Origin of the sequence: Flavobacterium sp. (genome assembly GCF_030146175.1) — a bacterium.
In the GTDB taxonomy this organism is placed as follows: domain Bacteria; phylum Bacteroidota; class Bacteroidia; order Flavobacteriales; family Flavobacteriaceae; genus Flavobacterium.
Window position 1 is genome coordinate 1 of the sequence record NZ_JASLCE010000091.1, and the last position, 25035, is coordinate 25035.

Genomic DNA, 25035 nt, shown 5'->3' on the forward strand with positions numbered 1-25035 from the left:
GTTTTAAAATAGGGTTTAATATTGTTTTCGCGCATCAGGTTTTCAAGATACACGGCTGCTTTTTCAATTCCTTTACTGCCACTATCACGACCTTCCAGTTCGTCGGAAGACAAATATTGTAAGGTATTGGATACATCCTGCTGCTTCACTTCATAAGCAGAAGCCGTAGCAGTCGTATCATTTTTAGTATTCGATGTTGCACATCCCAGTAATACGAATGGTAAAAGGTAAAGTGTTTTTTTCATGGAGGAGTCTTTTTACACTTTCGCTAAAATACTAAAAATCCCGTCCTGAATTTCAAGACGGGATTGATTTTTATTTGGAATATTCCAGATTACGCCAGCATAGTCACCGGGTTTTCCAGATACTGTCTTAAAGTTTGTAAGAACTGTGCTCCGGTTGCACCATCAACAGTTCTGTGATCGCACGCAAGGGTTACTTTCATTGTATTTCCAACAACGATTTGTCCGTTGCGAACCACCGGTTTTTCAACAATCGCTCCTACGGATAAAATTGCCGAGTTTGGTTGGTTGATGATCGAAGTAAATTCTGTGATTCCGAACATTCCTAAATTCGAAACGGTAAATGTACTACCTTCCATTTCGGCTGGTTGTAATTTTTTGTTTCGGGCTCTTCCGGCTACATCTTTTACATTAGCACCGATTTGAGATAAAGTCATCTGGTCTGCAAAACGCAATACCGGAACTACCAATCCGTCTTCTACCGCTACCGCTACTCCGATGTTTACATGGTGGTTGATTACCGTTACATCGTCTTTCCACTGTGAGTTTACCTGCGGGTGTTTTTTCAACGCCATTGCACATGCTTTGATTACCATATCGTTAAACGATACTTTGGTATCCGGCAATCCGTTAATCATCTCACGGGAAGCCATCGCATTGTCCATAGCCACTTCGATAGTCAGGTAATAATGTGGTGCTGTAAACTTCGATTCCGCCAATCTACGGGCAATCGTTTTACGCATTTGTGAGTTTTTCACTTCTTCCACATAGGTTTCTCCAGCAGGAACAAAAGGTTTCACCTGAGGCGCAGCAACTGTAGCAGCCGGTGCACTTGCGGTTTGCGGTTGTGCCGAAGTCGCCTGAGGCGTAAAGCTCTCCACGTCTTTTTTAACAATACGTCCGTTTTCACCGGTTCCTTTTACCTGAGCCAAATCAACACCTTTTTCCTGAGCGATTTTTTTAGCCAAAGGCGATGCCAATACACGTCCGTTAGCTGTTGTAGCTTGTGGCGCTGCTGTTTCAGCAACGGTTTCTTTTACTTCTGTTTTGGTTTCGGCAACGGTTTCTGCCGCACCACCGGCTTTGTAATTTGCGGCAAGCGCACTTACATCGGTACCGGCAGGGCCAATAATCGCCAGAATACTGTCAACCGGAGCCGACTGTCCTTCCTGAACACCAATATACAAAAGCGTACCGGCGTTAAACGATTCGAATTCCATCGTTGCTTTATCGGTTTCGATTTCGGCCAGGATATCCCCTTCCGAAATAGCATCACCGATTTTTTTCAACCAGGTTGCTACGGTACCGTCGGTCATCGTATCACTCAGACGCGGCATCGTAACTATTTTTACACCGGCAGGAATTTCGGCTGCCTGTGGTTTTGTTTCTGTTTTCACGTCTTCCGAAGCCGGAGCCGTTTCTTCTTTCGGAGCTGCCGCCGCACTCTGACCACCACCACTTAATAAAGCGGAAATATCTTCGCCCGGGTTACCGATAATTGCCAATAAAGCATCTACCGGAGCCGATTCTCCTTCTTGTATTCCGATATGCAATAAGGTTCCCGAATTAAACGATTCGAATTCCATGGTTGCTTTATCGGTTTCAATTTCTGCAAGAATATCGCCTTCTTTAACAACATCTCCTACTTTCTTTAACCAAGTCGCCACAACACCTTCGGTCATGGTGTCACTTAGACGGGGCATGGTAACAACTACTGCCATAATCGATTATAATTTATGTGGTAAAAATGGGTAATTCTCTTGTTCGTATACTACGTCGTACATTACGTTTAAATCCGGGTAAGGTGATTCTTCTGCGAATTTTTCACACTCTTCCACAAGATCTTTTACACGCTGATCGATCGCTTCGATTTCAGCTTCTGTAGCATAGTTTTTTTCTTTGATAATCTCCAACACTTGTGTGATCGGGTCGATTTTTTTGTATTCTTCCACCTCTTCTTTGGTACGGTAGTGTTGTGCATCCGACATAGAGTGTCCTCTATAACGATATGTTTTGATTTCAAGGAAAGTTGGTCCGTCTCCACGTCTTGCTCTTTCCATCGCTTCATGCATAGCTTCGGCTACTTTTATCGGGTTCATTCCGTCTACCGGTCCACATGGCATTTCGTATCCTAATCCCAGTTTCCAGATGTTGGTATGATTGGCCGTACGCTCTACAGAAGTTCCCATCGCATAACCGTTGTTTTCAACGATAAATACTACCGGAAGTTTCCATAACATTGCCATATTAAAAGCTTCGTGTAGCGATCCCTGACGTGCCGCTCCATCTCCGAAATAGGTTAAGGTAACCCCACCTGTTCCAAAATATTTATCCGCAAAAGCGATACCTGCTCCAACCGGAATTTGCGCCCCCACGATACCGTGACCACCGTAAAATCCGTGTTCTTTAGAGAAAATATGCATCGATCCACCTAATCCTTTTGAGGTTCCGGTCGCTTTTCCTAACAACTCCGCCATTACTCTTCTCGGATCAACTCCCATACCAATTGGCTGTACGTGGTTACGATAAGCTGTGATCATTTTGTCTTTGCTTAGGTCCATTGCATGAAGTGCACCCGCTAAAACAGCTTCCTGTCCGTTATACAAATGCAAAAAACCTCTAACTTTTTGTTGTATATATAATGCAGCCAGTTTGTCTTCGAACTTTCTCCAGAACTGCATGTCCTCATACCATTTAAGGTAAACTTCTTTTGTGATTTCTTTCATATTGCTTTTACTTTTGCTGTTGCACCGTATTGATTTGACAAAGCATAATACAGCACCTTACACAATTTTGCGAACGGCAAAAATAAGACATACTCGGAAGAAGTAAAAATTTACAGGAATGTATTTTTGTTATTTTTTTGTCAAGTTTTAAAAAAGGAGTTCAAACAAACCGTTCTTTTTAAAACAATAAAATCTTCCAGCCTTATTCTCTCACAATTCCACACCAAACCGTTATAACGATACCCTAGCGTTTACAGGAATTTTTTATCGAAATGAAACGGCAATATATTTTGTAATGAATCTGATTTATACACTTCACCAACTTCCCCCATAAAATACAGTTCAATTGGTTTTTCCTGACGGAACTCGTATTCGGCAATCGATTGGCGACAAGCGCCACAAGGTGGTATCGGCGACTCAACCGGTTTTTCGTCGGAAGTAGCCGAAATCGCAATTTTTAAAATCTGCGCTTCCGGATATAAAGCACCCGCCTGGAAAATCGCTACTCTTTCGGCACAAAGTCCGGACGGATAGGCTGCATTTTCCTGATTGGATCCCACCACCACTTTTCCATTATCCAATAAAATGGCCGCTCCTACCCGAAACTTCGAATACGGTGCATAGGCTTTTTTACGGATTGCAACGGCTTGCTCCATTAATGGTTTTACTTCATTTGGCAATTCATTTTCAGAATCATATACCCAAAATGACGTTGTCACATCTATTTTCTTCATATTAAAAACTTCTTTTAGACAAAAAATCCAAATTCCTGACGGAATTTGGACGCTTTGTTTATTATATTATTATCTACTAATATTCATCATAGGAATCTCCGAAATTGAATGTCAGAGAGAAACGCAAGGTGTTTTCAAGCGGGTTTCTCACTTTTGATGTTGAGAACAAATAGGAAACATCCACTTTTACAACACTATATTTGAATCCGGCACCCATTGTAAAATATTTACGGGCTCCTTTTAATTCGCTTTCGTTAAAATATCCGGCACGTAAAGCAAAGGAATTCTGATACATGTATTCTGCTCCTAAAGCCCATGTAAATTCTTTTAACTCTTCGCTCATTCCACCCGGTGCATCGCCAAACGATTTAAACATTCCGGAAACCCATCCTGTTTTACGGTAATCGGAAATTGCGATATTACGGTCGTTACTATCGATAACTCCGTCACCGTTAAGATCGGTAACTTCCGGTGGTGTTGGCACTAATAATTTATTTACTTCTCCCATTACAGATACTTTATTGTATTCGTCCAGGATAAAATCAAAACCGGCACCTAATTTTAGGTTTGCAGGAAGGAAGTTACTGCTTAGATCGTCGTTATCATAACTGATTTTTGGCCCCATATTCTGGAAGTTAAAACCAGCTCTCCAACGTCCGTCGAAATCGGAATAGGCAATTTCTTCCGACTGGTAGAAACCAGCAACATCAACAGCAAACGTATTGGCTGCAGAAGCATCGTTTGTACCGTCGTTAATTTTCAGATTTGAACGAATATAACGTCCGGCAACCGCCATTGCAAATTGATCACTCAATTTCAAAGAGTAGGATGCATCCAAAGCGAATTCGTTTGGACTAACGGTATTTAACTGGTTCCCCAACGCATCGGTTAGCTGAATATCACCTAATCCGAAGTAACGCAAACTACCGGCAAAGGCACTACGTTCGTTGATTTTATTAAAGTAGGTAATCTGACCTAATGAAATGTCATTGGCAATGGACGTAAGATATGGGGTATAACTCACAGAAAACCCTTGCTTTGTTAAGGCAAAAGCATATTTCGCCGGGTTGTATTGTTGCGAATAAGCGTCGGAAGAGCTCGAAACACCGATATCTCCCATACCCGCTGCTCTAGCATCGGCAGCAATCATTAAAAAAGGAACTCCGGTTGTAATAACTCTATCCTGTGCTTGCATCCATTGGGTTGCGCCTGCAAACAAACACAACGATAATATTGCAATTTTTCTCATTAGCTATTATTTGATTTAATTCAACAAATATAATATTTTATTAAAGGATTACAAGTTTTTCGTACTTTTCGGCCCTTTTATTTGAAACCGAAGATTTAACGGTTAATTTATATACATATACTCCTTTTCCAATCCGATCTCCAAAATCGTCTCTTCCATCCCATTTAATATCACGCGACAGAAACCCTTCTGTCATAATGGATTGATTAATCGTTTTCACCACTTTTCCGGTAATCGTCATGATCTGAACCTGCACATCCAATGGTTCGTACGGACTGTTATGCGTGAACCAAAATTCGGTATAACTTACAAAAGGATTCGGATAATTTAACACTTTATCCAGCTCCAAACCTTCATCGCCAACCACTACAAACTGAATTTCGGCTGTCACAAGATTATTGTATACATCCCAAGCTTTAAACGTGAGCGTATGCAATCCTTTTGCCAGATTCCGGAACGGAAACCGTAGTTTTCCTTTGGTATAATCGTCCGGAAATGTTTCGTAATAATCGTTCATCACATACGGCTTGGTTTCATCGCCATCCAGGATTCCGATAATATCGTGTCCGATACCACTGGCCGTATTAATTCCGTTTTCGTCTTCCAAAAATGCCAGTAAATACGGTGATGCATTGGTAATTCCACCCGACACAAACGATTCGTCATTCATATACAAACGCACTTTTGGCGGTGTATTATCGACCGCAGCATTTGGATTTACGCCACCAATCTGAATCAACGTATCGTAACCGGTTTGATTTTCCAATATCTGTTTTCGCTTCGCATAAAAACTCACCCTTCCGTTACCCACCGGTACCCGAATATCTTTTGGCATTACGAACCCAAACTCGAATGTCCCGTTAGTCACCGAGGCATTTCCTCTAAAAACGGTTTCTCCCAGGGTTTTAAAATTCATAATGATCAGACCACTACTATTAGAAGCACCATTATTACCTAACGTACTTCTTGAAATTTTCTTATCAAAAATCTGCACGGCCAAATCACCATTATAAGACGGTAACGGATTTCCAATTTCATCGGTTACTTCTCCGGCAAGTTTCACATACGAAAGCGCCTGCAACGCATTGTTAAATCCAGCGATCGGAACATCATTCACTTTTGTAAGTCGGATTTTTGGCTTTGGTATCGCCAGCTTCATCGCCGGGTCACCGATAAAAAACACCACATTCCGGTTATCGGTCAGGTTTTCGTTTTTCGTTCTACGAAGTGCTTCCGACATGGTATCGTAAACTTCCGATCCATAGGAATACAGGAATTTACTCAAAGATTTATTCATATTTAATCCGGTAGTGATTCCGATTTCCCGCGTTGTTGCGACTAAAGCCACCGCTCCTCCGGCTGTATTCCAATACATATATTCGCCTCCTGTTGGACGATACGGATTATCAAAACGGGTAAACTCACAAGTGATTGTAATAAACAACGGATAGCGAAAACGGTTGGTCAGGTTTTGTGCATCCGCTTTATCAAAAATACGTTCGGTAGCCAAACCATCTTCCCCACCGTGACCGAAGTAATTCACCGCCAAAGCACCTTGTGCAAAAGCCTCCAATATATCCAGTCTTGCTTTCGGATAGCGCTCCCCTCCGGCAGCCACTTCCTGTAAATAGGAATCGGTATGGATTTTTTTTACGTTTACAAATGGTTTTTCCTTATATAATTCATCACCCAGTGCATTAAGATCAAACTGCAAACCGGCATCGGTAGTATTATCGGCGTCATCCGAAATCAGCACATAATTATTGCGCCATCTGCCATACGATCGTTCATCAAAATACTCCAGAGCCTTTCCGACCATATCACTTGCCTGCTGACCGGAACTTACCAACATCCTTCCCACCGCAATATCCAAACCGTCCGTTGTTAGCATCGGTCCTTCAGTCGGATCCATCAACACATAAAAATCATCCGACATAAAAGAGGCGTAGGCTGAGAAATTCTGCGAATTATTTACTTTCGGATCACTTGGATTGAGTCCATGGAAAACCGGCACTATATTCGTATTGTTTGGAATTCTGTTTTTATAATCGAAAGAAGCATCGCCAAACATATTTACATATCGTACTCTTTTAGTCGGCGTTGAGGCATTCCAGTATACATATTTAATAAAATTCCGAATTGCAGCAATATCCTGTTTCCCCGATGAAAACTCCTGATAGATATTTTCAAGGTTAACCACTTTCACATTTAACCCGGAGTTATTACGGTGATAATTTGCCAATCGTTCTGCCTGACCGTTTAAAGAAGCCGGCGTTATGATCAGGTAATCTACGTCCTGAAATTCCCCTTGTTGGTTTTTAAAGATCGTTCCTTTTAAATCCTGATTAGCAATACGTCCCGCACCATCATTTAATGGCGAATACAAATCGTTATAATCGACCGCTACATATTTACGGACTTCACCCAAATTGGCTTTAAACGAAAAAGTAGCTTGTCCCTGATTTTCAAATTTTGTAACATTATAAATATCCGTTACATCCCAAACCTGTCCGACACCGGAAGCATTGGACACTATATATTCCGCTACACCTATATTATTGGCCGCATCATTTCTGTAAAACAAAAACTGTTTCCCATAGCCTGACAATTGGCGTTGCGATTCCAACGCAATATAATCAAGATAACCATTGGAAGAAGGCACTCCTCCATTATCGTACGTCAGTTTTACCGAAATGTCTCCGGTAGTAGCCGAAAAGGTATTTTCCAGCAAGGTTTCATAAGCCGCTACATGCACATCCGGACTCAACGCATTAAAATTGGCCGTTCCAATACTTTGTTCGTTAGCCTTTACCTGAAAAGAGGAATTTCCATAGGAGGCCGAAGCCATATTCACCCGGATTTTCACCGGTACAGAAGTCACAATATTTGGTATCTGGAATTTGAATGTTTGTTCGTTTTCGATGGCGAACATTTCCCCGAACCACTTACGCCCCAGTCGGCCGATATTCACTTTATCCACTTCGTGAAACTGATAATCGTCAAACTGGTTATAGGTTACGGTTGTTGCCGCTGTTGGTTGCACATTGGTATTGATTCGTTTTCCCGGACCACCTTTTGTCGTAATATAATAATGCGAACGATCGGCATACAGATTCACATTGGTAAGGCTTTCCTTATTCCAACCTTCCGGTCCTTCGGCATAAAAAATAATGTAATCGTATTCTCCGAAATCCCCATCACCTTCTCCGATTACCTGAATCGCATTTTCTTCCAGATCATCCGGATAAGGCGTACTATTTAATAGTGGCAACATCCGCCCACCGTTTCCGTAGATTTTAATATTCCTCGGATCCACACCGGTATTCATACCCAGTTGTTGTAAAAAAGCTCTTGATATTTTATAAACCCCTGATTTTTCAACATAAAAACGATAAAAATCACCGGAAGCCAATACAGAATTCGTAACCGCCGCCACATTCATATTCTGAGAAGCAATTCGCAACGAAGCGCCATTTGAAAATTCGGCGTCCAGCGAAACCACTCTTTTAAACGTTTCGCCTACCTTAATAATAGGAGAAAAAATCAGTACTGCTTTTTGCTCGTCTCTTGCGATAAAATGCTCCAGTTTTTCGTTTAGTTTATCTGGCAAAGACGCCACCGAAAGATCATTAAGATCGCTACGGCTAATGGATTCGTAAACCACATTCGAAATTTTCAGTGATCGGGTATCGACAGCACCGTTAATCGGAATCGCTTTTTTAAAACGGATACTCTTTAGATCGGCATTAAATTCGAAGTTTTCGGCAGCAAATTGCGGCACCTTATAATTAACGGTTTCATACTGTATTCCTGCAGCCGGTTTCCATTCAATTACAATATGCTCTTTCTGCTGCGCAAACGATAGCAGACTCGTAAACAAAAAGATAAAGAGTATATATTTTTTCATCAAGATCAAAACGTATTAATTACAGAGATATTACAAAGAGAAAAAATATTTTTTGGAAAAACTAATTTCGCACTACATATAAATAAAAAGGTCGCTTACACAATATCTGAATACAACTGGCGTTCTTTATATTAGATTTAACAAAAAATTATAATTAGTTTTAATAAATCACAAAAAAATTGTTGCCGTTTAACGGTTAATTATTATATTGCGGCACTAAAATTATACCTAACTGAAAGTATGAAAATCAACAGAATTATGGCTTTACAATTGATGGCAGCATTATCGCTATCGATTGGTTTTACTAGTTGTAGTAAAAAATCGGGGTCAAAAGGAACTTCTGCAGCTACTGGTTGGAAAATCAACGATAAGAAAGGTGGTTTCCAATACAATGCGAAGTACAAAAAGCAAGAAACCCCTCCTGGAATGGTTGCCGTAGAAGGTGGAACATTCACTATGGGTAAAGTGCAAGATGACCCAATGCACGATTGGAACAACACTCCAAACCAACAACACGTACAGTCGTTCTACATGGATGAAACCGAGGTAACGAACTTTATGTATACGGAGTACCTATTCTGGTTAAAAACCATTTTCCCACCGACAGATGAAAACTACAAAAACATTTATGTTGGTGCCTTACCGGATACTTTGGTATGGAGAAATCGTTTAGGGTATAACGAAACAATGACAAACAACTACCTAAGACACCCTGCTTATGCAAACTACCCTGTAGTTGGTGTAAACTGGATTCAGGCAGTTGAATTTAGCAAATGGAGAACAGACCGTGTGAATGAGGCCATTCTGGAGCGCGAAGGATACCTGAAAAAAGACTCTAAAATTACGGAAGTAAAAGCGGAGAGCACTTTTAGTACGGAATCGTATTTAGCTTCCCCTACATCAACTTATGGAGGAAACGAAGAGCTTGTTTACAAAGGACAACGAAATAAATTAGCCGCTAAAGAAGATGCTAAAAACGTTTACGCCCAAAGAACGTCAGGTATCATCTTACCGGAATACAGACTACCAACTGAAGCAGAGTGGGAATATGCTGCTGTTGCATTAGGAGGAATCCGTGAGTACAACACGTACAAAGGGAAGAAAAAATACCCTTGGAGTGGACAGTACACACGTTCTGGAAAAAGACAATACAGAGGTGACCAGTTAGCGAACTTCAAACAAGGAAAAGGAGACTACGGAGGAATTGCCGGATGGTCTGATGATGGAGCTGACATCACGAACGAAGTTAAAAAATACCCACCAAATGATTTCGGTTTATACGATATGGCTGGTAACGTAGCGGAGTGGGTTGCCGATGTTTACAGACCAATTGTAGATGATGAAGCGAATGACTTCAACTACTATAGAGGTAACGTTTACATGAAAAACAAAATCGGTGAAGACGGTAAAGTGGAAATGGTTACTACTGAAAACATTGCGTATGACACGCTAAGTAACGGTAGAATCATGGCACGTAACTTCCCTGGACAAATTGCTCAGGTAGCTATCGACGACAACGAAACGTATTTAAGACAAAACTTCTCTAAGAGTGATAACAGAAACTACAGAGATGGTGATAAACAATCAACTCGTTTCTACAACTTCGGAAATGAAGAAGAAGGAGCTGATGATAAAAAAGACGACAAAAACAGAATGTACGATTCACCGAAACACTCGGTAACAAAAGACAGTCTTGGTAACCTTGTTCGTAAATATGACCACTCTGACAAGAGAACAACTTTAGTAAACGACGACAGTAGAGTTTACAAAGGTGGATCTTGGAGAGACAGAGCTTACTGGTTAGATCCTGCATCAAGAAGATATTACCCGCAGGATATGGCTACAGACTATATCGGATTCCGATGTGCAATGTCTAAAGTAGGTCCTAAATCAGGTAAGAAAAAAGCCAGAGGATAATTAAATTTTCATACATACTTTAAAAGCCCTAAACTATTTTAGGGCTTTTATTTTTTTAGTACTTTCACAACATGAAAATAGAAGAACTTTACCAGTGTTTTTTACAGTGTTCCAGCATTTGTACCGACACCCGAAAAATAGAACCCAATTCGTTGTTTTTCGCCCTTAAAGGCGATAACTTCGACGCGAATACCTTTGCCGCAGAAGCCCTTACCAAAGGCGCCTTATTTGTTGTAATTGACGATAAAAAATACTTTACCGACGAAAACAAAATGCTTTTGGTTCCCGATAGCCTAAGAGCGCTACAGGGATTGGCCAACTACCACCGTATCCAATTGGGTTTGCCGATTATTGCACTTACCGGCAGTAATGGTAAAACCACCACAAAAGAACTGATCAACGCTGTTTTATCACAGCAATACAATACCAAAGCCACCGTTGGCAACCTCAACAATCATATTGGGGTTCCGCTCACGCTTTTGTCGTTTAATGAAGACACCGATATCGGAATCGTTGAAATGGGTGCCAACCACCAGAAAGAAATTGAAATGTTATGCCGTATCGCCCAACCGGACTTCGGTTATATTACCAATTTCGGGAAAGCCCACCTCGAAGGTTTTGGCGGAACGGAAGGCGTGATCAAAGGAAAAAGTGAGTTGTACCAATATCTCGAAAAACACGAAAAAACCGCTTTTGTCAACCTGGATGATCCCATTCAGGATGAAAAAACAAAAAACTTCACTCGCTATACCTTCTCACAAAAAGGGAATAGTGATGTTATGATTCAATCTGTTTCGGCCAATCCAATGGTCAAAATCGGGGTTGAAGATATTACGATACAATCCCACTTAATCGGAATTTACAATGCCAACAACATCAATGCTGCCATCAGTATTGGAAACTATTTTAATGTCGCTACCGAAGCCATCAAAACGGCTATCGAAAATTATATCCCGAGCAATAACCGCTCGCAGCTAATTGAGAAAAACGGAAACCATATTATTCTGGATGCGTATAATGCCAATCCAAGTAGTATGACGGCAGCATTGGAAAACTTCGCACAGCTCGAAGACGGATCGAAAATTGCCATTTTGGGCGATATGTTCGAACTGGGAACAGAAAGCCTAAAAGAACATCAGAACATCGTTTCATTGGTGAGTCGTACACCGGAAATCAAAACCTATTTTATCGGTAAAGATTTCTTTGCGTCTAAAGTCGACCAACCGCATTTGCATTTCTTTTCCAGCTTTGACGATTTTACCCATTCGTTTCAAAACGAGATCCCAAAAGCCCATACGATCCTGATAAAAGGTTCGCGTGGAATGGCTCTCGAACGAACACTGGAACTATTATAAAAAGGTCGCTGCAAAAAAAGCAGCGATTTTTTTATATCCTTTTGTAACAATCACATCATAGCTGCATCAAAAGAAAACAAATCTAAAAACGCAGTTATTATGAAAAATGCTATTCTTACTTTATTCCTACTTTTCAACCTTACATTTGGCTTTGCGCAACAACAAGCTTTCGACGTAAAAGTGATTGGCAAAGGACAACCAATACTTCTTATCCCGGGTTATTCCTGCAGTGGCGCTGTTTGGAATGAAACCGCCGATCATTTAAAAAACAACTATCAATTGCATATCCTGACACTGGCCGGTTTTGCCGGTGTAAAACCGATTCAAGATCCGGTGTTGCAAACCGTACACGATCAATTGATTCAATATGTCAAAACCAACAAATTAAAAAAACCGATACTGATCGGTCATAGTCTGGGCGCTTTTATGGCGCTATGGGTGAGCAGTTCACAACCGGATCTTTTTGGTAAAATCGTTTGCGTCGACGGCGTTCCGTTTATTTCGGCACTGACCAAACCGGAAACAACGGTAGCCTCTTTAAAAGACGATCCGCGTTTTAACAAAGAAGCAGTGATCAATAATTTCAAATCCATTCCGAACGACAACTATGTTGCCAATATGACCCAAATGATGCTGTATCAGGTTCGTGATACGACAAGAGCCAAACAGATCGCCGAATGGAGCTTTGCCAGCGATCGTACAACTCTGGGATCGACCATCGTGGAAATGTCGTTAACCGACCTTCGTACGGATATTGCAAAAATCAAAAGTCCGGTATTGATTTTAACCAGTATCTTTAACACTAAAGAAAACAGCGAAAAAATCTATAACGAGCAATATGCCGCTTTAAAAAACAAGACAATCAAGGTCGCCGACAGTAAGCATTTTATTATGTACGACGCACCGGAATGGTTTTACAGCGCAATGGACAACTTTCTAAATCAAAAATAAGCGTGTCGACAGAACAACAGCAAGACAGTCAATTCCGGGAATTGTATGCGACCTACTCGGCCAAAATACACCGTATCTGTTTGGGATATACCGGAAACCATATGGAAGCCGACGATTTGCTTCAGGAAGTATTTATCCGGATCTGGCAAAACCAGAGCAAATTCCGGGGCGAATCGCAAATTAGCACCTGGATTTATCGGATAGCGGTAAACACCTGCCTCTATCATATCCGTTCGCAAAAAAACAAACAAACCGACGAACTCAAGCCCGAACTGGCAACAATCGACCACGACGACAGCAATGAAAAAGAACAGCAAATTAAGTTGCTTTACAAATGCATCAGCGAGCTTAACGAATCCGATCGTTTGATCATTACAATGTTACTGGAAGATGTTCCCTATAGTGAAATTGCCACAGCAACCGGAATTACGGAAGGCAATTTACGCGTAAAAATACACCGGATAAAACAACAATTAAACACCATTTACAGTAAATATGAAAGCGTTTGACAATCTAAAAGAAATCTGGCAACAACAAAGTACCGGTGCGCTACCTGATGTTACTGTTATCATCAATAAAGCGAAGAAAGAACAACAATCCATGACCCGGAAAATTGGTATTCAGGTAGGAATTTTAATGCTTACCATAGTATTCCTTTCCGTGATTTTTAACAATATCGCTTTTAAAAAGGTTACCACATTTATTGGTATCGGGCTTATGTTTTTTGCCATGTTTGGGTATTCCGCTTTGCGATTATATCAGATAAACACCCTTCGAAAAGTTGACTTAACCGCTTCGCCAAAAGTCGCTTTAACGGGAATGCAACACTTTTACCGTTTTCAGCAAAAAGTGAATACAACCTATACACAACTTTATTATATCGTTTTAAATACCGCCTTCGTTTTTTATTTTATAGAAGTGATGCAACCGCTATCGACCACAGTAAAAATCGTTACCCTTGTATCCTATGTTACCTGGATGCTTATCGCCTATTTTATAATTGGTAAAAAATACATCCGTAAGGAACATGCCAAAACCGAAAGCATTATTACCGCATTACAGGAAATCGAAGCGAATTACGAGAAATAATAAACATATCATTTCCATTATTTCACACCTGACAGGTTTTAGAAACCTGTCAGGTGTATCAAACGAAGTCAGGTGTATCAAACGAAGTCAGATGTATCAAATTAAATCGGGTGTATATTATTTTTGTAACTTCGTAAAAACCTGACATTCGACCTTTTGAAAAAATCCATCCTTCTTCTGGCAACAATTATTCTGTTTTCGGTTTCCTGTTCGGCACCGAAAAAAAACACGGTGACTGTTATGCGTAAATCCGCGGCTGATTCCCTTACCAATCGGTTACAACAACTTTACGACAAAGGTTATTTTAACGGATTTGGTGTTGCCATTGTAGATGATCAGGGAGTACGCTATAAAAACGGATTCGGATCAGCCGACCGGGAAACGCGCAAAGCCTATACCGTACAGACCGTTCAAAGCATTGCTTCCGTATCCAAAACACTGGTGGGTATAGCACTGCTAAAAGCCCAGGAACTTGGCAAACTCCGATTGGACGATCAGGTTAACCGGTACCTTCCTTTTGAAGTGATCAACCCCTATTACCTAAATATTCCTATTACCATCCGGCAATTGGCTACTCATACCTCGACGATACTGGACAACGAAAATTATTTAAGCAAAAACTATTATCTAAAACCCGATCAGAATCTAAACGGTTTGCCTTTAGTATTCGACGATACCCAAATATTAAATCCGGCAGAATCGGCCGTAGGATTGAATATTTTCACAAGAGATATGCTGACTTTTCATGGAAAATGGCATATGGCAGACACTTTTTTAAACAAAGCACCGGGCACACAATATGAATACTCCAATACCGGAACGACATTGGCCGCTTATATCATTGAACGCGCCACCGGGGAGCCTTTTGATGTTTTCACTCAAAAATACATTCTTACTCCTTTGCAACTCAAAAACTCCGGTTGGAAATTCGATGCTATAGATTTGTCGCGCTTGTCGCGTTATTATCAGGATCCGAAAACACTACTTCCCTATTACACTATGAGTTCGTATCCGGATGGTGGTTTTATGACCACAATCGACGATCTGAGCAAGTACCTACAGGAACTGATCCGGGGTTATAATGGCAACGGTAAAATCCTATCCAAAGAAAGTTATCGTGAGTTTTTCAAACCACAATTATCGGCTGAACACTTTACCGAGCGAAACACTCAGAATCCGTATAGCGAATCGTATAATACGGGTATTTTTATAGGTTTTGGTTATACCGGTTATATTGGTCATACCGGTGGCGATCCCGGCGTTATGGCGATGCTATTTTTTGATCCGAAAACCAGTGTCGGGCGTATCATGATGTTTAACACCAACTTTTCAACTCCGGAAGGCAATCAGGTGTTTTATCAGATATGGGACGCTTTGGGACGCTAATCTGCTACACCTGACAGGTTTTGGAAACCTGCCAGGTGTGACAAGCTGTATCACATCAAAGTAGAAACTGCTGTACTCTTTTAAAAAAATCCGATTTATAAGTATCCCCTAGTGGTAAGCTTTTATTCAAAACCCAGACTTCGTTCGTGTCGGTTTTTTCTATTTTTCCCAGTGCCACCATATAGGATTTATGTATTTTCACAAACCGGTCTTCCGGCAAATGCTCTTCAAAATGTTTTAAGGTATTATAGGTAATCACCTGCTCGTCGCCGGTATGGATCACAACGTAATTTTTAATACTCTCGATATAATAAATCTCATTTATAAGAACCCGTTTATACCTATTTTTGCCATCCGTTTTGATAAAAAAGTAATCCTCCTGTACTGTTTCGGTAATGGACTTTGGCTTTGATGAATCTGAAATTTTCCGCACTTTTTCAACAGCGCCAATAAACCGGTTAAACGCTACCGGTTTTAACAGATAATCAACCGCATCCTGTTCGAAACCTTCCACGGCAAATTGCGGATAAGCGGTTGTAAACACCACCTTAACCTTTCCTTTTATAAGAGCTGAAAGCTGTAAACCCGTAAGATCCGGCATCTGAATATCCAGAAAAACAATATCGGGTAACTGTTGTTCGATTAGATGCAAGGCTTCCACGGCACGGGTTGCGGTTCCGATACATTCCAATCCGGGTAACTGTTCCACATATTTTTGCAGCAGTCGTATTGCCGGTGGTTCGTCATCTACAATTATACAGGTTATAGGTTGTTGTATCATAACAATGGAATATTTAAAACGACAGTATAGGTATTTTCCTGTTGGTCCACGAGTAAACTATGATTATCCGGAAACAGAATTGCAAGTCGTTGTACGATATTTTTCTGTCCGATGCCGCTAACATCATAATGCTGACTTTTGCGATAGCTATTAGAGGCCCGGAAAACCAGTCGGTCGTTTTGTATTGTAAAATCAAATACAATCGGATGGTTTGGATCATCCAAAATCCCGTGTTTAAAGGCATTTTCTACAAAATGAATCAGCAACAACGACGGAATTCGATATTCTTTTAACTCCTCGGGATAATGGTATTCTACCGGAATTGTTCCGTCAAAACGCCGTTGAAAAAGCGCGATATAATGCTGTAAAAACACCACCTCATCGCGAAGCAATACCCTATCGTTTTCATTTTCATACGTCACATAACGCAACATCTCAGACAATTTCATAACATCCTCGGCCACTTTGGGCTGCGTATCATACAAATCCGAATAAAAACTATTAAGCGTATTAAATAAAAAATGTGGGCTCAACTGATTTTTAAGCACCTGTAACTCGGCCTGCTTTTTTTCCAACTGCAAGCGATTCATCTTCTCATTGGTCGTCCACAGGTATTTTAGGAAATAGCCAACAATACTAAGCAACAAGGTACGTATCACATAATATGAATTATCATATACATAATAAGCCACCGTAAGTGCTTCCATCACATAATTATGATTTCCGGTAATCCGGTAAATGATCACTTCTTCGATTATAAAACGCAGCGCCGGAAACAGGAAAAACAATCCCAACTGGCATAAGGCAAAAAGCTTCCATTTTTTATAGGGAATTGTTTTCGGACAAACCCACAAATAATTCAGATAAAAAATCACCATTTGCAGTAACGTAAATCCGGTTCCCTGAAGTGCTTTCCAGAAAAAAGCGTTATTGCGATCCTTCATGATATCTTCCAGCAAATGATCCAGAAGCATCACCACGACCCAAAAGACAATATGATACTGTATTTCTCTTTTTTTAGACATACCGCTAAAGTATGTTTTTTCCGGATAGCCCGAAAACGGTATCCAACAAAACCCGGAAAATCCGATACGAACTACCCGTTTTACACAACCAAATTTTTTATATGCCATAATCGTCGGTTTATAAGACAATCGTGACACTTTATCCTTTTTTGAGAGATGCCATTTCGAAGCAACGTACTCTTGTACTATAAAAAACAGCCTATGAAATCATTTCACTATTTAGTTGTCCTCTTACTTATTCCCGTTGTACTATCAGCACAAAAAATTACCGGAAATGCTTCCGATTCCAAGGGTGAATCCCTTCCCTTCGCCTCGATATTCATAACAGATACCTTACAAAAAAATATACTATCCGCACATACCGACGAGCAGGGAAACTTTAGCCTCGCTATCTCCGAAACATTTTATAGCGGTACACTCACCATACGGTATATGGGTTATGACGACTATAGTCAAAAAATAACGGCCCGGGATTTTCCGCTTCGCTTAAAAGCGATCCTACAACCGGCTGCCAATACAACCCTAAACGAAGTAATCGTTAAGGCTAAACAAAATGCCATTACCATGAAAGGAGACAAAATGATTTTCAACATCGATATGGCTGGCATCGGACTGGGTAATAACGGTCTTGAAACCTTACGTCAGGTTCCCGGTATTCAACTCGATAAAGACGATAACCTGCTTTTCCGCGGGAATGGTGACATTCAGATTATGATCAACGGAAAGAAAAGTGCCCTTCAAGGGGAAGCGCTTCGCGAATACATCCGATCGTTAAAAGTCGACGATATTGCATCCGTTGAAATCATCGCCCAACCGTCGGCGCGTTATGATGCATCGGGAACCGCAGGTATTATCAACATTATCTTAAAACGGAAAAAAGAAAAACATCTAAATGGAAATGCTTATGCCTGGGCATCGTACGGCGAATATTTTAAACACCAATACGGTAGTCGGATCTATTATAGCGATTCGTTATGGAATATTAGCGGAAACGCATCCTATTATAAAGGCAACTCTGTAAACCACCGTCATATCCGACAGGACATTATCGCTCCGGAAGGCAACCGTGTTATTGATCAATATAATAAATGGCGACCGGAAACCGTTTCCAAAAGCCTTAACCTTGCTGTGGAGCGTAAACTTAGCGAAAGACAACTGATCAGTACGGATTGGTCCTATACCCGTTCCGATGCTGATGAAAACACCTATGGCGCTACCTACGAATTTCTGAATGGCGCTCCCGTGACTACCGTAAACCTAAGCAAACACGAACAAAAACCTTCCGAACGATTAACCGGAAATGCTTTTTACAGTTTTGTGACCGACAGTACGACGACCAAACTGGATATACAGGCGAATTTGGCGCGCTATACCACTTCGTCATCCGGTTTTCAACGGAATGATTATGCCGACAATTCCTATATGCAACTCAACGGTACCAATACAACCAAGTATACAATCGTTACCACTCAGGCCGATCTTCGTCAGCGTCTGGCGCAAAAACTATATCTGGAAAGCGGACTTAAATATTCCTATATCCATATGGATTATTATAATGGTTACGATGCCCATAACAGCAGTTTATCCATCATACCCGACAGTCTATTGATCAATAATTTTGTTTATAAAGAACATCTTACGTCCGCCTATGCGCAAGTGGACCTTAGTCTGGGCAAATGGAATCTTATGGCCGGACTTCGCGCCGAGTATTTTCAGTATGAAGCCAGCTCTCCCATCAATCATCAATCCAATTCGAACCGTTACACCAACCTCTTTCCCTCTTTTTCCATCAATTATAAAAAAGAGAACAACCAATACCAATTGAGCTACAGCCGCCGTATTGGCCGACCGGGTTATTTATCCTTAAATCCGTATTATTTATACCTGGATGCCTATACGCTTCAAAAAGGAAATCCGGCTTTAAAACCGGAGTATTATCACAGTCTTCAGTTGAGTTATATTTATAAAAGCGCCCTAAATTTAAGTCTCTATGGCTATTTTTACAACAATGGCTTTACCGATGTGATCGCCTATCAACCGGAAGAAAACTACAATATCAACTACAAAGCCAATGCGTCAACCGGGAAGAAAATCGGATTTTCGGCTACCTATCCCTATCAGGTAGCACCGTGGTGGACGATGCAATTCAATTTTGAGGGCACTTACAGTAGTGAATCATCGGAAATTCCCGGATTTTTATATCAGGGGAATGGTTTCCGTCACGAGATCAATTTGTATGAAAACTTCACTTTTAAAGATTGGACACTCAACATAAACGGATTTTATGCCGGACGTTCGACCTCACCAAACGGATATTCGAAAGCCATTGGCGACTTTAGCGTATCGGCCAAAAAGAACCTGTTCAACAAAACGCTACAGTTATCCGGCGGCTGTACTAATATTCTGAAAAAAAGCTTCTACCATCATGTTACACAACTTCAGAATGTGACTACCGATTGGACAAACCGATGGGAAACCCGACGCTTTTATCTGCAGGCAACCTATTATTTTGGCGGTGGAAAATCCAAATCGATCAAAGCCGCTTCGCTCAATGAAGAAACCAACCGAATGTAAACAATTCTCCTGTTTTTATAGTAAATCCCTAATAACCAGTTCGGAAATCCGGCTGGTTTTTTTATGTCATTTGATTTTTTGTTTCAAAATATTTGCGCAACCGAATAGTTTCATATATATTTGCAACTGATTGGTTTCACATAAAAAAGAAAAGACTATGCGACGCGATATATTTCAAGCCATTGCCGACCCGACCCGAAGAGCCATACTCACATTGATTGCCGTACAAGCGATGACACCCAATGCGATAGCCGAACATTTTAACACGACGCGGCAAGCTGTTTCGAAACACCTGAAAATACTAACCGAATGTCAATTGTTAAAACAGGAACAACAGGGACGGGAAATTTATTACCAGCTTGAAATCGACAAGATGAAAGAAATTGATCAATGGCTGGAACAATTCCGTACGATTTGGGAAAGCCGATTCGAACAACTCGACAACCTATTAGACCACCTTAAAAACCAACAAAAATGAAACACAACCTGCAATTCGACTTCCTTGCCGACAAGGAAAAAAACACATTGACAATCAGACGGGAGTTTATGGCCAACCGTCAATTGGTTTGGGACTGTTATACCAAAAGTGAACTATTAGATCAATGGTTTGCACCAAAACCGTTAACCACCAAAACCAAAGCCATGGATTTTAGTGAAGGCGGCCACTGGCATTATGCCATGATCGAACCAAACGGTACCGAATATTGGAACTGGATGGCGTATCAGAAAATCAAACCGATCGATTATTATACGGCCTGGGATGCTTTTGCGAACGAAGCCGGTGACCTTAATAAAGAGCTTCCGAGTTCCGACTGGCTGGTTAACTTTACCGACAAAGGCAACAATACGCTGGTGGAAACCATTGTAACCTATAAATCCCTATCCGATCTGGAAACCGTAATCCAAATGGGTATGGAACCGGGTATGATCGCAACCCTTGAAAAACTAGACGAATTACTACTACTCTTAAACCGATAAACATGGCCTCTAAAATCACAATTAACGCTACTATTTTAGCCGATAAAAATAAAGTGTGGAACTACTACACTCAGCCGGAACATATTACACAATGGAACTTTGCCGATCCATCCTGGCATTGTCCGAAAGCGTCGAACGACATGCAGGTTGGCGGTACCTATAGCGCCCGAATGGAAGCACGGGACGGAAGCTTCGGGTTTGAATTTGAAGCGACTTATGACGAAATCAGCGATGGAGAACATTTTAGCTACACCATGCCCGACGGCCGACAAGTAACCGTTACATTCCATGAAAATGATACCGCTACCGATCTTGTGATCGCTTTCGATCCGGAAAATCAAAATCCAATTGAAATGCAACAAAGCGGATGGCAGGCCATTTTAAACAACTTTAAAAAATATGCCGAAAGTCATTAAATAAAAAAGGGCATACTCGATAGTATGTCCTTTTTCATTTTGAATTTGATGATTATGCTTTTCGAACAAATTCCGACTTTAATGCCATTGCGCCAAAGCCATCGATTTTGCAATCGATATTATGATCACCATCGGTAAGACGGATATTTTTCACTTTGGTTCCCGCTTTGATTGGCCCTTTTGCTCCTTTAACCGGTAGGTCTTTAATTACAATAACCGCATCACCATCCTGTAAAATATTCCCATTCGAATCTTTTATTACCAGAACATCTTGCGATCCTACTTCGGCAGGATTCCATTCGTGTGTACATTCCGGACAGGCATAGGCCAAATCGTTTAAATAATACCCATAAGGTGATCCGCATTGCGGACATGTTTTCATTTCGTCAGACATAATCGTTTCGTTACTTATTAAAAATCCGTATTGCCATTATTTGCAATAATAGCAATTACACTATCTATTTATTGTTTATCTTCTAAAAAACACTTTCCAGTTTAACAACTTTAGTATGTATTCCGCAAAATTAGCATTTTACCTCAAACTACATACTAATTTTCCCGATATCTTCCGGAATTGATAAACAAAAACAGATTATTCAAAATAATGCATTTCAGATATTCTCATAAATCGTCACGGATAACAGAAGAACAAGTCCCGAATTCAAAACCATTCTATATCCATAACGGAATTACAATTTATCAATTAGTCTATATTTTAATACGAAAAGAACTAATCCGGTTTTCGACTTAATTTCAAATTTATTAAATAGCGACTCCCGATATCCATCTACAGTTCTGGGCTGAACAAACATAAGACTTGCAATCTGATCGTAGGTATATTCCTTATCGTGACATACATATTTTAGAAATTCCCGTTCTCTTTCGGTCAATTGATCTAAAATCAAGTCGGCCTCTGATTTTTCAGGCTGTGGCATTTCATTTTGCAGCGACAACGTCAGAAATTCATTATGATGGTATCCAAATTGAAAAATTGACTGTAATGCTGTTTTGAGATTTTCGGCACTGCAATCTTTTTTTAAAAACCCACGGACACCTTTTCGAAAAAGCTGAATAATTGTATTTTCATCACTTTCCAATGTCAAGATCAATATTGGCGTTTTTATAGCTCTATATTTCATCATTTCGACGATTTCGAAACCATCCATCTCCGGCATATTCAAATCCAAAATGATCAAATCGGGTTCTGTTTCAAATGGTAAAGCTGCAAAATAATCAAGTCCCGAATTAAATTCATGTATGATTTTATAAGGCCCTATCTTTTCAATAAGTTCTTTGAGTCCATTTCGGATGATAACATGATCGTCGACTAATACAAGCTTTTTGGTTTTATCCATTTCAAGGTGCTGTTATTTTTTTTAACACAATTTTTGTTCCTTTCCCACTAGCGGATTGTATTTCACAATCGAACAAAGCGAGTGTTGCTCTTTTACTAATATTTCTTAAGCCAGATGCGCGACCATTTTCGAATACTTCATTTTTATCAAAACCTTTTCCATCATCCTGAACACAAAACTCAAAATATTCCGGGGTGCTCACAATTGCAACATAAAGGTTTTTTGCCTTAGCATGACGCAATGCATTTTGCGTTATTTCCTGAAAAATCCGAAATACAATTAACTCTTCATCTTTATTTAGGCCTGAAATAGTCGTTATAGGGGTACAATGCACATTGAAACGCTTTAGCGTTCTTAATCGCTCTATTTCTAACGGAATCGAATCTCGTAAACCAATACTTCCGATAAAGTCATTATTGAGCGTACGGCTCAGCATTCGTATCTGTTGTGTTATTTCATTTAAGTAGGTTTCAACAGGCCTAAAGGCTGCAACGAGTCCCGGATCATCAATTTTCTGGTTCTCAATATGAATATGTGTTACCGTTAAAAGCTGGCCTACATTATCATGAAGTTCATTTGCCAATTGCGTCATTATGTTTTCTGAAACTTCACTTTCAACAAGGCGAATTTCTTTTTCAAAAATCAGCTTTGCTTCAGCCAACCTTTTTTCCTGCTGTAACCGTTGTTTGGAAATGAGTGAAAAGGCGACAAAAATGCCAAAGATCAGGAGTAAAATCAGCAGTGTCCCTATTATGATTCCTAATACGATTTCATTCATAATTTCACGTTCAGATTATGTGCTTTTTTATATATCAGCCAAAAAGAAAAGCCCAGCAAAACATACCGTACATTGGCTAATACATTACTGATAAAATCAAAAAGCAGATGATTTAATTCCGGATTATTTTTTTGGAGGTAATGTATCATCGTTATATAGGGAACCGAACCTCCAAAATAAAGCAATAACCCCAGACAAGTTAGCAGTTCCGGCGTTATTAACCCGTGACTATTTTTTATTTTGACATAATAAAAGCCTACCTGAGCAAATAGTACCGTACTGGTGATGCATTCCACAGCATCAGCATAATTCATGTAAACTTCAATCCCATTGGTAATGAGCTGGATTATAAAAACCGTTATAAAAAGAAATGCTGCTATAATGATACTAATCTGAAGCCGCTTATTTTTTCTGATGGTATAAGCAGCCGTATACAATATCAATGTTTCAAACACTATATGAATATTCATTAGCCATTGATTGTTTGGCATCAATCCGTTTTTAATTTGGTTGCATGTGAGCCAATGCAGTGAAATGTAAAAACCCATCCAAACAACCAATTGGATAAAAAGGACACGAAAAAACGCTGTCATGTACTGGATCGCTCGTACTCCTACTATAAAAGTAGTGCATAGTATCGTTAGCTCGATTATAACCTGTTTTGACAAAATAATCAGGTCCGATTTTGAGGAACATCCTCTTTCCAGTCAAGAATGGCACCTTCTATAAATTTTGCCACATTATATTCTAATGTATTACAATCCGGCGGACACAAATGGGAACGATTAGCATATTTTCCTTTGAAATTGCTAGCTTCCATCATTTTTTGAGAAGACAATAATATACTGTGCTTTGCATTACGGTCAAGATCAAGATCCCTTCTTATAGCATTGTACAATAACACCTCTTTTGTTTCTTCATTATCGTACAATAATGTAAAAATAGTCTGAAAAGGAAAGATTACCGCTTCTGTATTGACACCCGAACGAAATTCTTTTTCTTGAATTATAACGTTTACCCGATAAGTTTTCTTATATTTTTCTACATCTTCTTCGGGAACAGTATTCGTTTCCGATCCTTTAAACTGATAGTATTTCCCGGGGAACACCTCATAGGTTCCGATTGTCTCCTCCGATTTGATCCGCTTAAGATAAAGCGGCTGAAACAAGGGTAGTAATGTCGTGGTCGTGCTATCCGCAACAGTCCCGGCTCCAATTAAAACTTTCAACCCGGTTACCCTCTCAGTATTGTCATCACCTAAATTTGTGGCAAATTCAAACAACTTGGTTAGTTGCTTTAATGATAAGGAAGCTAAATGATACGCGACAGTATGGGAATCCAACTGTAAATACGTATCACAATCTCTGATTTCCTGATCACCTTCTTCTCTTGTTTTCGGAGCTAACTCAAGGTTTAAAATATCCTCTTTCCGCAATGGATATAAATCCGGAAACAGCTGAATAATATCCTCTATAGGCGTAGGTTCTAATATCATGGTTTTCAACATTAAATGGAGTCATTCAAAAATATAGATAATTTCAGAGTATTACAAGTTAACTTTCACATTATCCA

At 40.1% G+C, this 25035-nt stretch carries 22 protein-coding genes and 1 pseudogene; 10 read left to right on the forward strand and 13 right to left on the reverse strand.

Annotation, left to right across the window (positions count from 1 at the left end; all coding sequences use genetic code 11):
• From Q1R07_RS10685 to porU, 6 genes and pseudogenes are all read right to left on the reverse strand, one after another.
• Positions 1 to 245, reverse strand: a pseudogene (locus tag Q1R07_RS10685) (peptidase M28); the annotation flags it as partial.
• A gap of 89 nt (positions 246 to 334) precedes the next feature.
• Positions 335 to 1963: a pyruvate dehydrogenase complex dihydrolipoamide acetyltransferase gene (locus Q1R07_RS10690; RefSeq protein WP_300489767.1), complete on the reverse strand. Its 1629-nt coding sequence runs from the start codon at positions 1961 to 1963 to the stop codon at positions 335 to 337.
• Positions 1964 to 1969: 6 nt separating this feature from the next.
• On the reverse strand, positions 1970 to 2968 hold the full coding sequence (gene pdhA / locus Q1R07_RS10695) for a pyruvate dehydrogenase (acetyl-transferring) E1 component subunit alpha (RefSeq protein ID WP_300489769.1): 999 nt from the start codon (positions 2966 to 2968) through the stop codon (positions 1970 to 1972).
• Positions 2969 to 3219: 251 nt separating this feature from the next.
• Positions 3220 to 3702 carry a cytidine deaminase gene (gene cdd, locus Q1R07_RS10700; protein WP_300489772.1) on the reverse strand — a complete coding sequence of 161 codons (483 nt, stop codon included), beginning with the start codon at positions 3700 to 3702 and terminating at the stop codon, positions 3220 to 3222.
• Between the two features lie 76 nt (positions 3703 to 3778).
• The gene (gene porV / locus Q1R07_RS10705) at positions 3779 to 4951 is read right to left on the reverse strand and encodes a type IX secretion system outer membrane channel protein PorV (RefSeq protein WP_300489775.1); all 1173 of its coding nucleotides are present in this window, start codon (positions 4949 to 4951) and stop codon (positions 3779 to 3781) included.
• Between the two features lie 40 nt (positions 4952 to 4991).
• On the reverse strand, positions 4992 to 8858 hold the full coding sequence (porU, locus tag Q1R07_RS10710) for a type IX secretion system sortase PorU (protein ID WP_300489777.1): 3867 nt from the start codon (positions 8856 to 8858) through the stop codon (positions 4992 to 4994).
• 240 nt (positions 8859 to 9098) lie between these two features.
• On the opposite strand from porU, the gene gldJ reads away from it, so the two are divergent.
• The 6 genes from gldJ to Q1R07_RS10740 all read left to right on the forward strand — a co-directional run bounded on the left by gldJ (position 9099) and on the right by Q1R07_RS10740 (position 15556).
• On the forward strand, positions 9099 to 10775 hold the full coding sequence (gldJ, locus tag Q1R07_RS10715; protein WP_300489779.1) for a gliding motility lipoprotein GldJ: 1677 nt from the start codon (positions 9099 to 9101) through the stop codon (positions 10773 to 10775).
• 71 nt (positions 10776 to 10846) lie between these two features.
• Positions 10847 to 12130, forward strand: a complete 1284-nt coding sequence (murF, locus tag Q1R07_RS10720) for a UDP-N-acetylmuramoyl-tripeptide--D-alanyl-D-alanine ligase (protein WP_300489782.1) — start codon at positions 10847 to 10849, stop codon at positions 12128 to 12130.
• 99 nt (positions 12131 to 12229) lie between these two features.
• Positions 12230 to 13081, forward strand: a complete 852-nt coding sequence (locus tag Q1R07_RS10725; RefSeq protein ID WP_300489785.1) for an alpha/beta hydrolase — start codon at positions 12230 to 12232, stop codon at positions 13079 to 13081.
• A 2-nt stretch (positions 13082 to 13083) separates the two neighbouring features.
• Positions 13084 to 13590, forward strand: coding sequence for a sigma-70 family RNA polymerase sigma factor (locus Q1R07_RS10730; RefSeq protein ID WP_300489788.1), 507 nt, complete (start codon positions 13084 to 13086; stop codon positions 13588 to 13590).
• Positions 13577 to 14170 carry a hypothetical protein gene (locus tag Q1R07_RS10735; protein WP_300489791.1) on the forward strand — a complete coding sequence of 198 codons (594 nt, stop codon included), beginning with the start codon at positions 13577 to 13579 and terminating at the stop codon, positions 14168 to 14170. The genes Q1R07_RS10730 and Q1R07_RS10735 overlap by 14 nt, the downstream gene beginning before the upstream one ends.
• A 156-nt stretch (positions 14171 to 14326) precedes the next feature.
• Positions 14327 to 15556 carry a serine hydrolase domain-containing protein gene (locus Q1R07_RS10740; protein WP_300489792.1) on the forward strand — a complete coding sequence of 410 codons (1230 nt, stop codon included), beginning with the start codon at positions 14327 to 14329 and terminating at the stop codon, positions 15554 to 15556.
• 55 nt (positions 15557 to 15611) lie between these two features.
• On the opposite strand, the gene Q1R07_RS10745 is transcribed toward Q1R07_RS10740, so the two are convergent.
• Both Q1R07_RS10745 and Q1R07_RS10750 read right to left on the reverse strand, forming a co-directional pair.
• Positions 15612 to 16337, reverse strand: coding sequence for a LytTR family DNA-binding domain-containing protein (locus Q1R07_RS10745; RefSeq protein WP_300489794.1), 726 nt, complete (start codon positions 16335 to 16337; stop codon positions 15612 to 15614).
• Positions 16334 to 17470, reverse strand: coding sequence for a histidine kinase (locus Q1R07_RS10750; protein WP_300489796.1), 1137 nt, complete (start codon positions 17468 to 17470; stop codon positions 16334 to 16336). Before Q1R07_RS10750 ends, Q1R07_RS10745 begins: the two co-directional genes overlap by 4 nt.
• 93 nt (positions 17471 to 17563) lie before the next feature.
• Here Q1R07_RS10750 and Q1R07_RS10755 point away from each other — a divergent pair, with 93 nt between their 5' ends.
• The 4 genes from Q1R07_RS10755 (at position 17564) to Q1R07_RS10770 (ending at position 21330) form a co-directional block, all read left to right on the forward strand.
• Positions 17564 to 19936 carry an outer membrane beta-barrel family protein gene (locus Q1R07_RS10755; RefSeq protein WP_300489798.1) on the forward strand — a complete coding sequence of 791 codons (2373 nt, stop codon included), beginning with the start codon at positions 17564 to 17566 and terminating at the stop codon, positions 19934 to 19936.
• 157 nt (positions 19937 to 20093) lie between these two features.
• A complete protein-coding gene (locus Q1R07_RS10760) occupies positions 20094 to 20414 on the forward strand; it encodes a metalloregulator ArsR/SmtB family transcription factor (RefSeq protein WP_300489800.1) in 321 nt (106 codons plus the stop codon).
• Positions 20411 to 20914, forward strand: a complete 504-nt coding sequence (locus Q1R07_RS10765) for an SRPBCC domain-containing protein (protein WP_300489803.1) — start codon at positions 20411 to 20413, stop codon at positions 20912 to 20914. Before Q1R07_RS10760 ends, Q1R07_RS10765 begins: the two co-directional genes overlap by 4 nt.
• A 2-nt stretch (positions 20915 to 20916) precedes the next feature.
• Positions 20917 to 21330 carry an SRPBCC family protein gene (locus Q1R07_RS10770; protein ID WP_300489806.1) on the forward strand — a complete coding sequence of 138 codons (414 nt, stop codon included), beginning with the start codon at positions 20917 to 20919 and terminating at the stop codon, positions 21328 to 21330.
• A gap of 52 nt (positions 21331 to 21382) precedes the next feature.
• Here the strand turns inward: Q1R07_RS10770 and Q1R07_RS10775 are convergent, their stop codons facing one another.
• From Q1R07_RS10775 to Q1R07_RS10795, 5 genes are all read right to left on the reverse strand, one after another.
• Complete coding sequence (locus Q1R07_RS10775; protein ID WP_300489809.1) at positions 21383 to 21724, reverse strand: zinc ribbon domain-containing protein YjdM; 342 nt, start codon at positions 21722 to 21724, stop codon at positions 21383 to 21385.
• Positions 21725 to 22019: 295 nt separating this feature from the next.
• Positions 22020 to 22685: a response regulator transcription factor gene (locus Q1R07_RS10780; RefSeq protein ID WP_300489812.1), complete on the reverse strand. Its 666-nt coding sequence runs from the start codon at positions 22683 to 22685 to the stop codon at positions 22020 to 22022.
• Between the two features lies 1 nt (position 22686).
• Positions 22687 to 23463: an ATP-binding protein gene (locus Q1R07_RS10785; RefSeq protein ID WP_300489815.1), complete on the reverse strand. Its 777-nt coding sequence runs from the start codon at positions 23461 to 23463 to the stop codon at positions 22687 to 22689.
• On the reverse strand, positions 23460 to 23933 hold the full coding sequence (locus tag Q1R07_RS10790; protein ID WP_300489818.1) for a hypothetical protein: 474 nt from the start codon (positions 23931 to 23933) through the stop codon (positions 23460 to 23462). Before Q1R07_RS10790 ends, Q1R07_RS10785 begins: the two co-directional genes overlap by 4 nt.
• 203 nt (positions 23934 to 24136) lie before the next feature.
• On the reverse strand, positions 24137 to 24958 hold the full coding sequence (locus Q1R07_RS10795; RefSeq protein WP_300489820.1) for a hypothetical protein: 822 nt from the start codon (positions 24956 to 24958) through the stop codon (positions 24137 to 24139).
• Between the last annotated feature and the right edge of the window lie 77 nt (positions 24959 to 25035).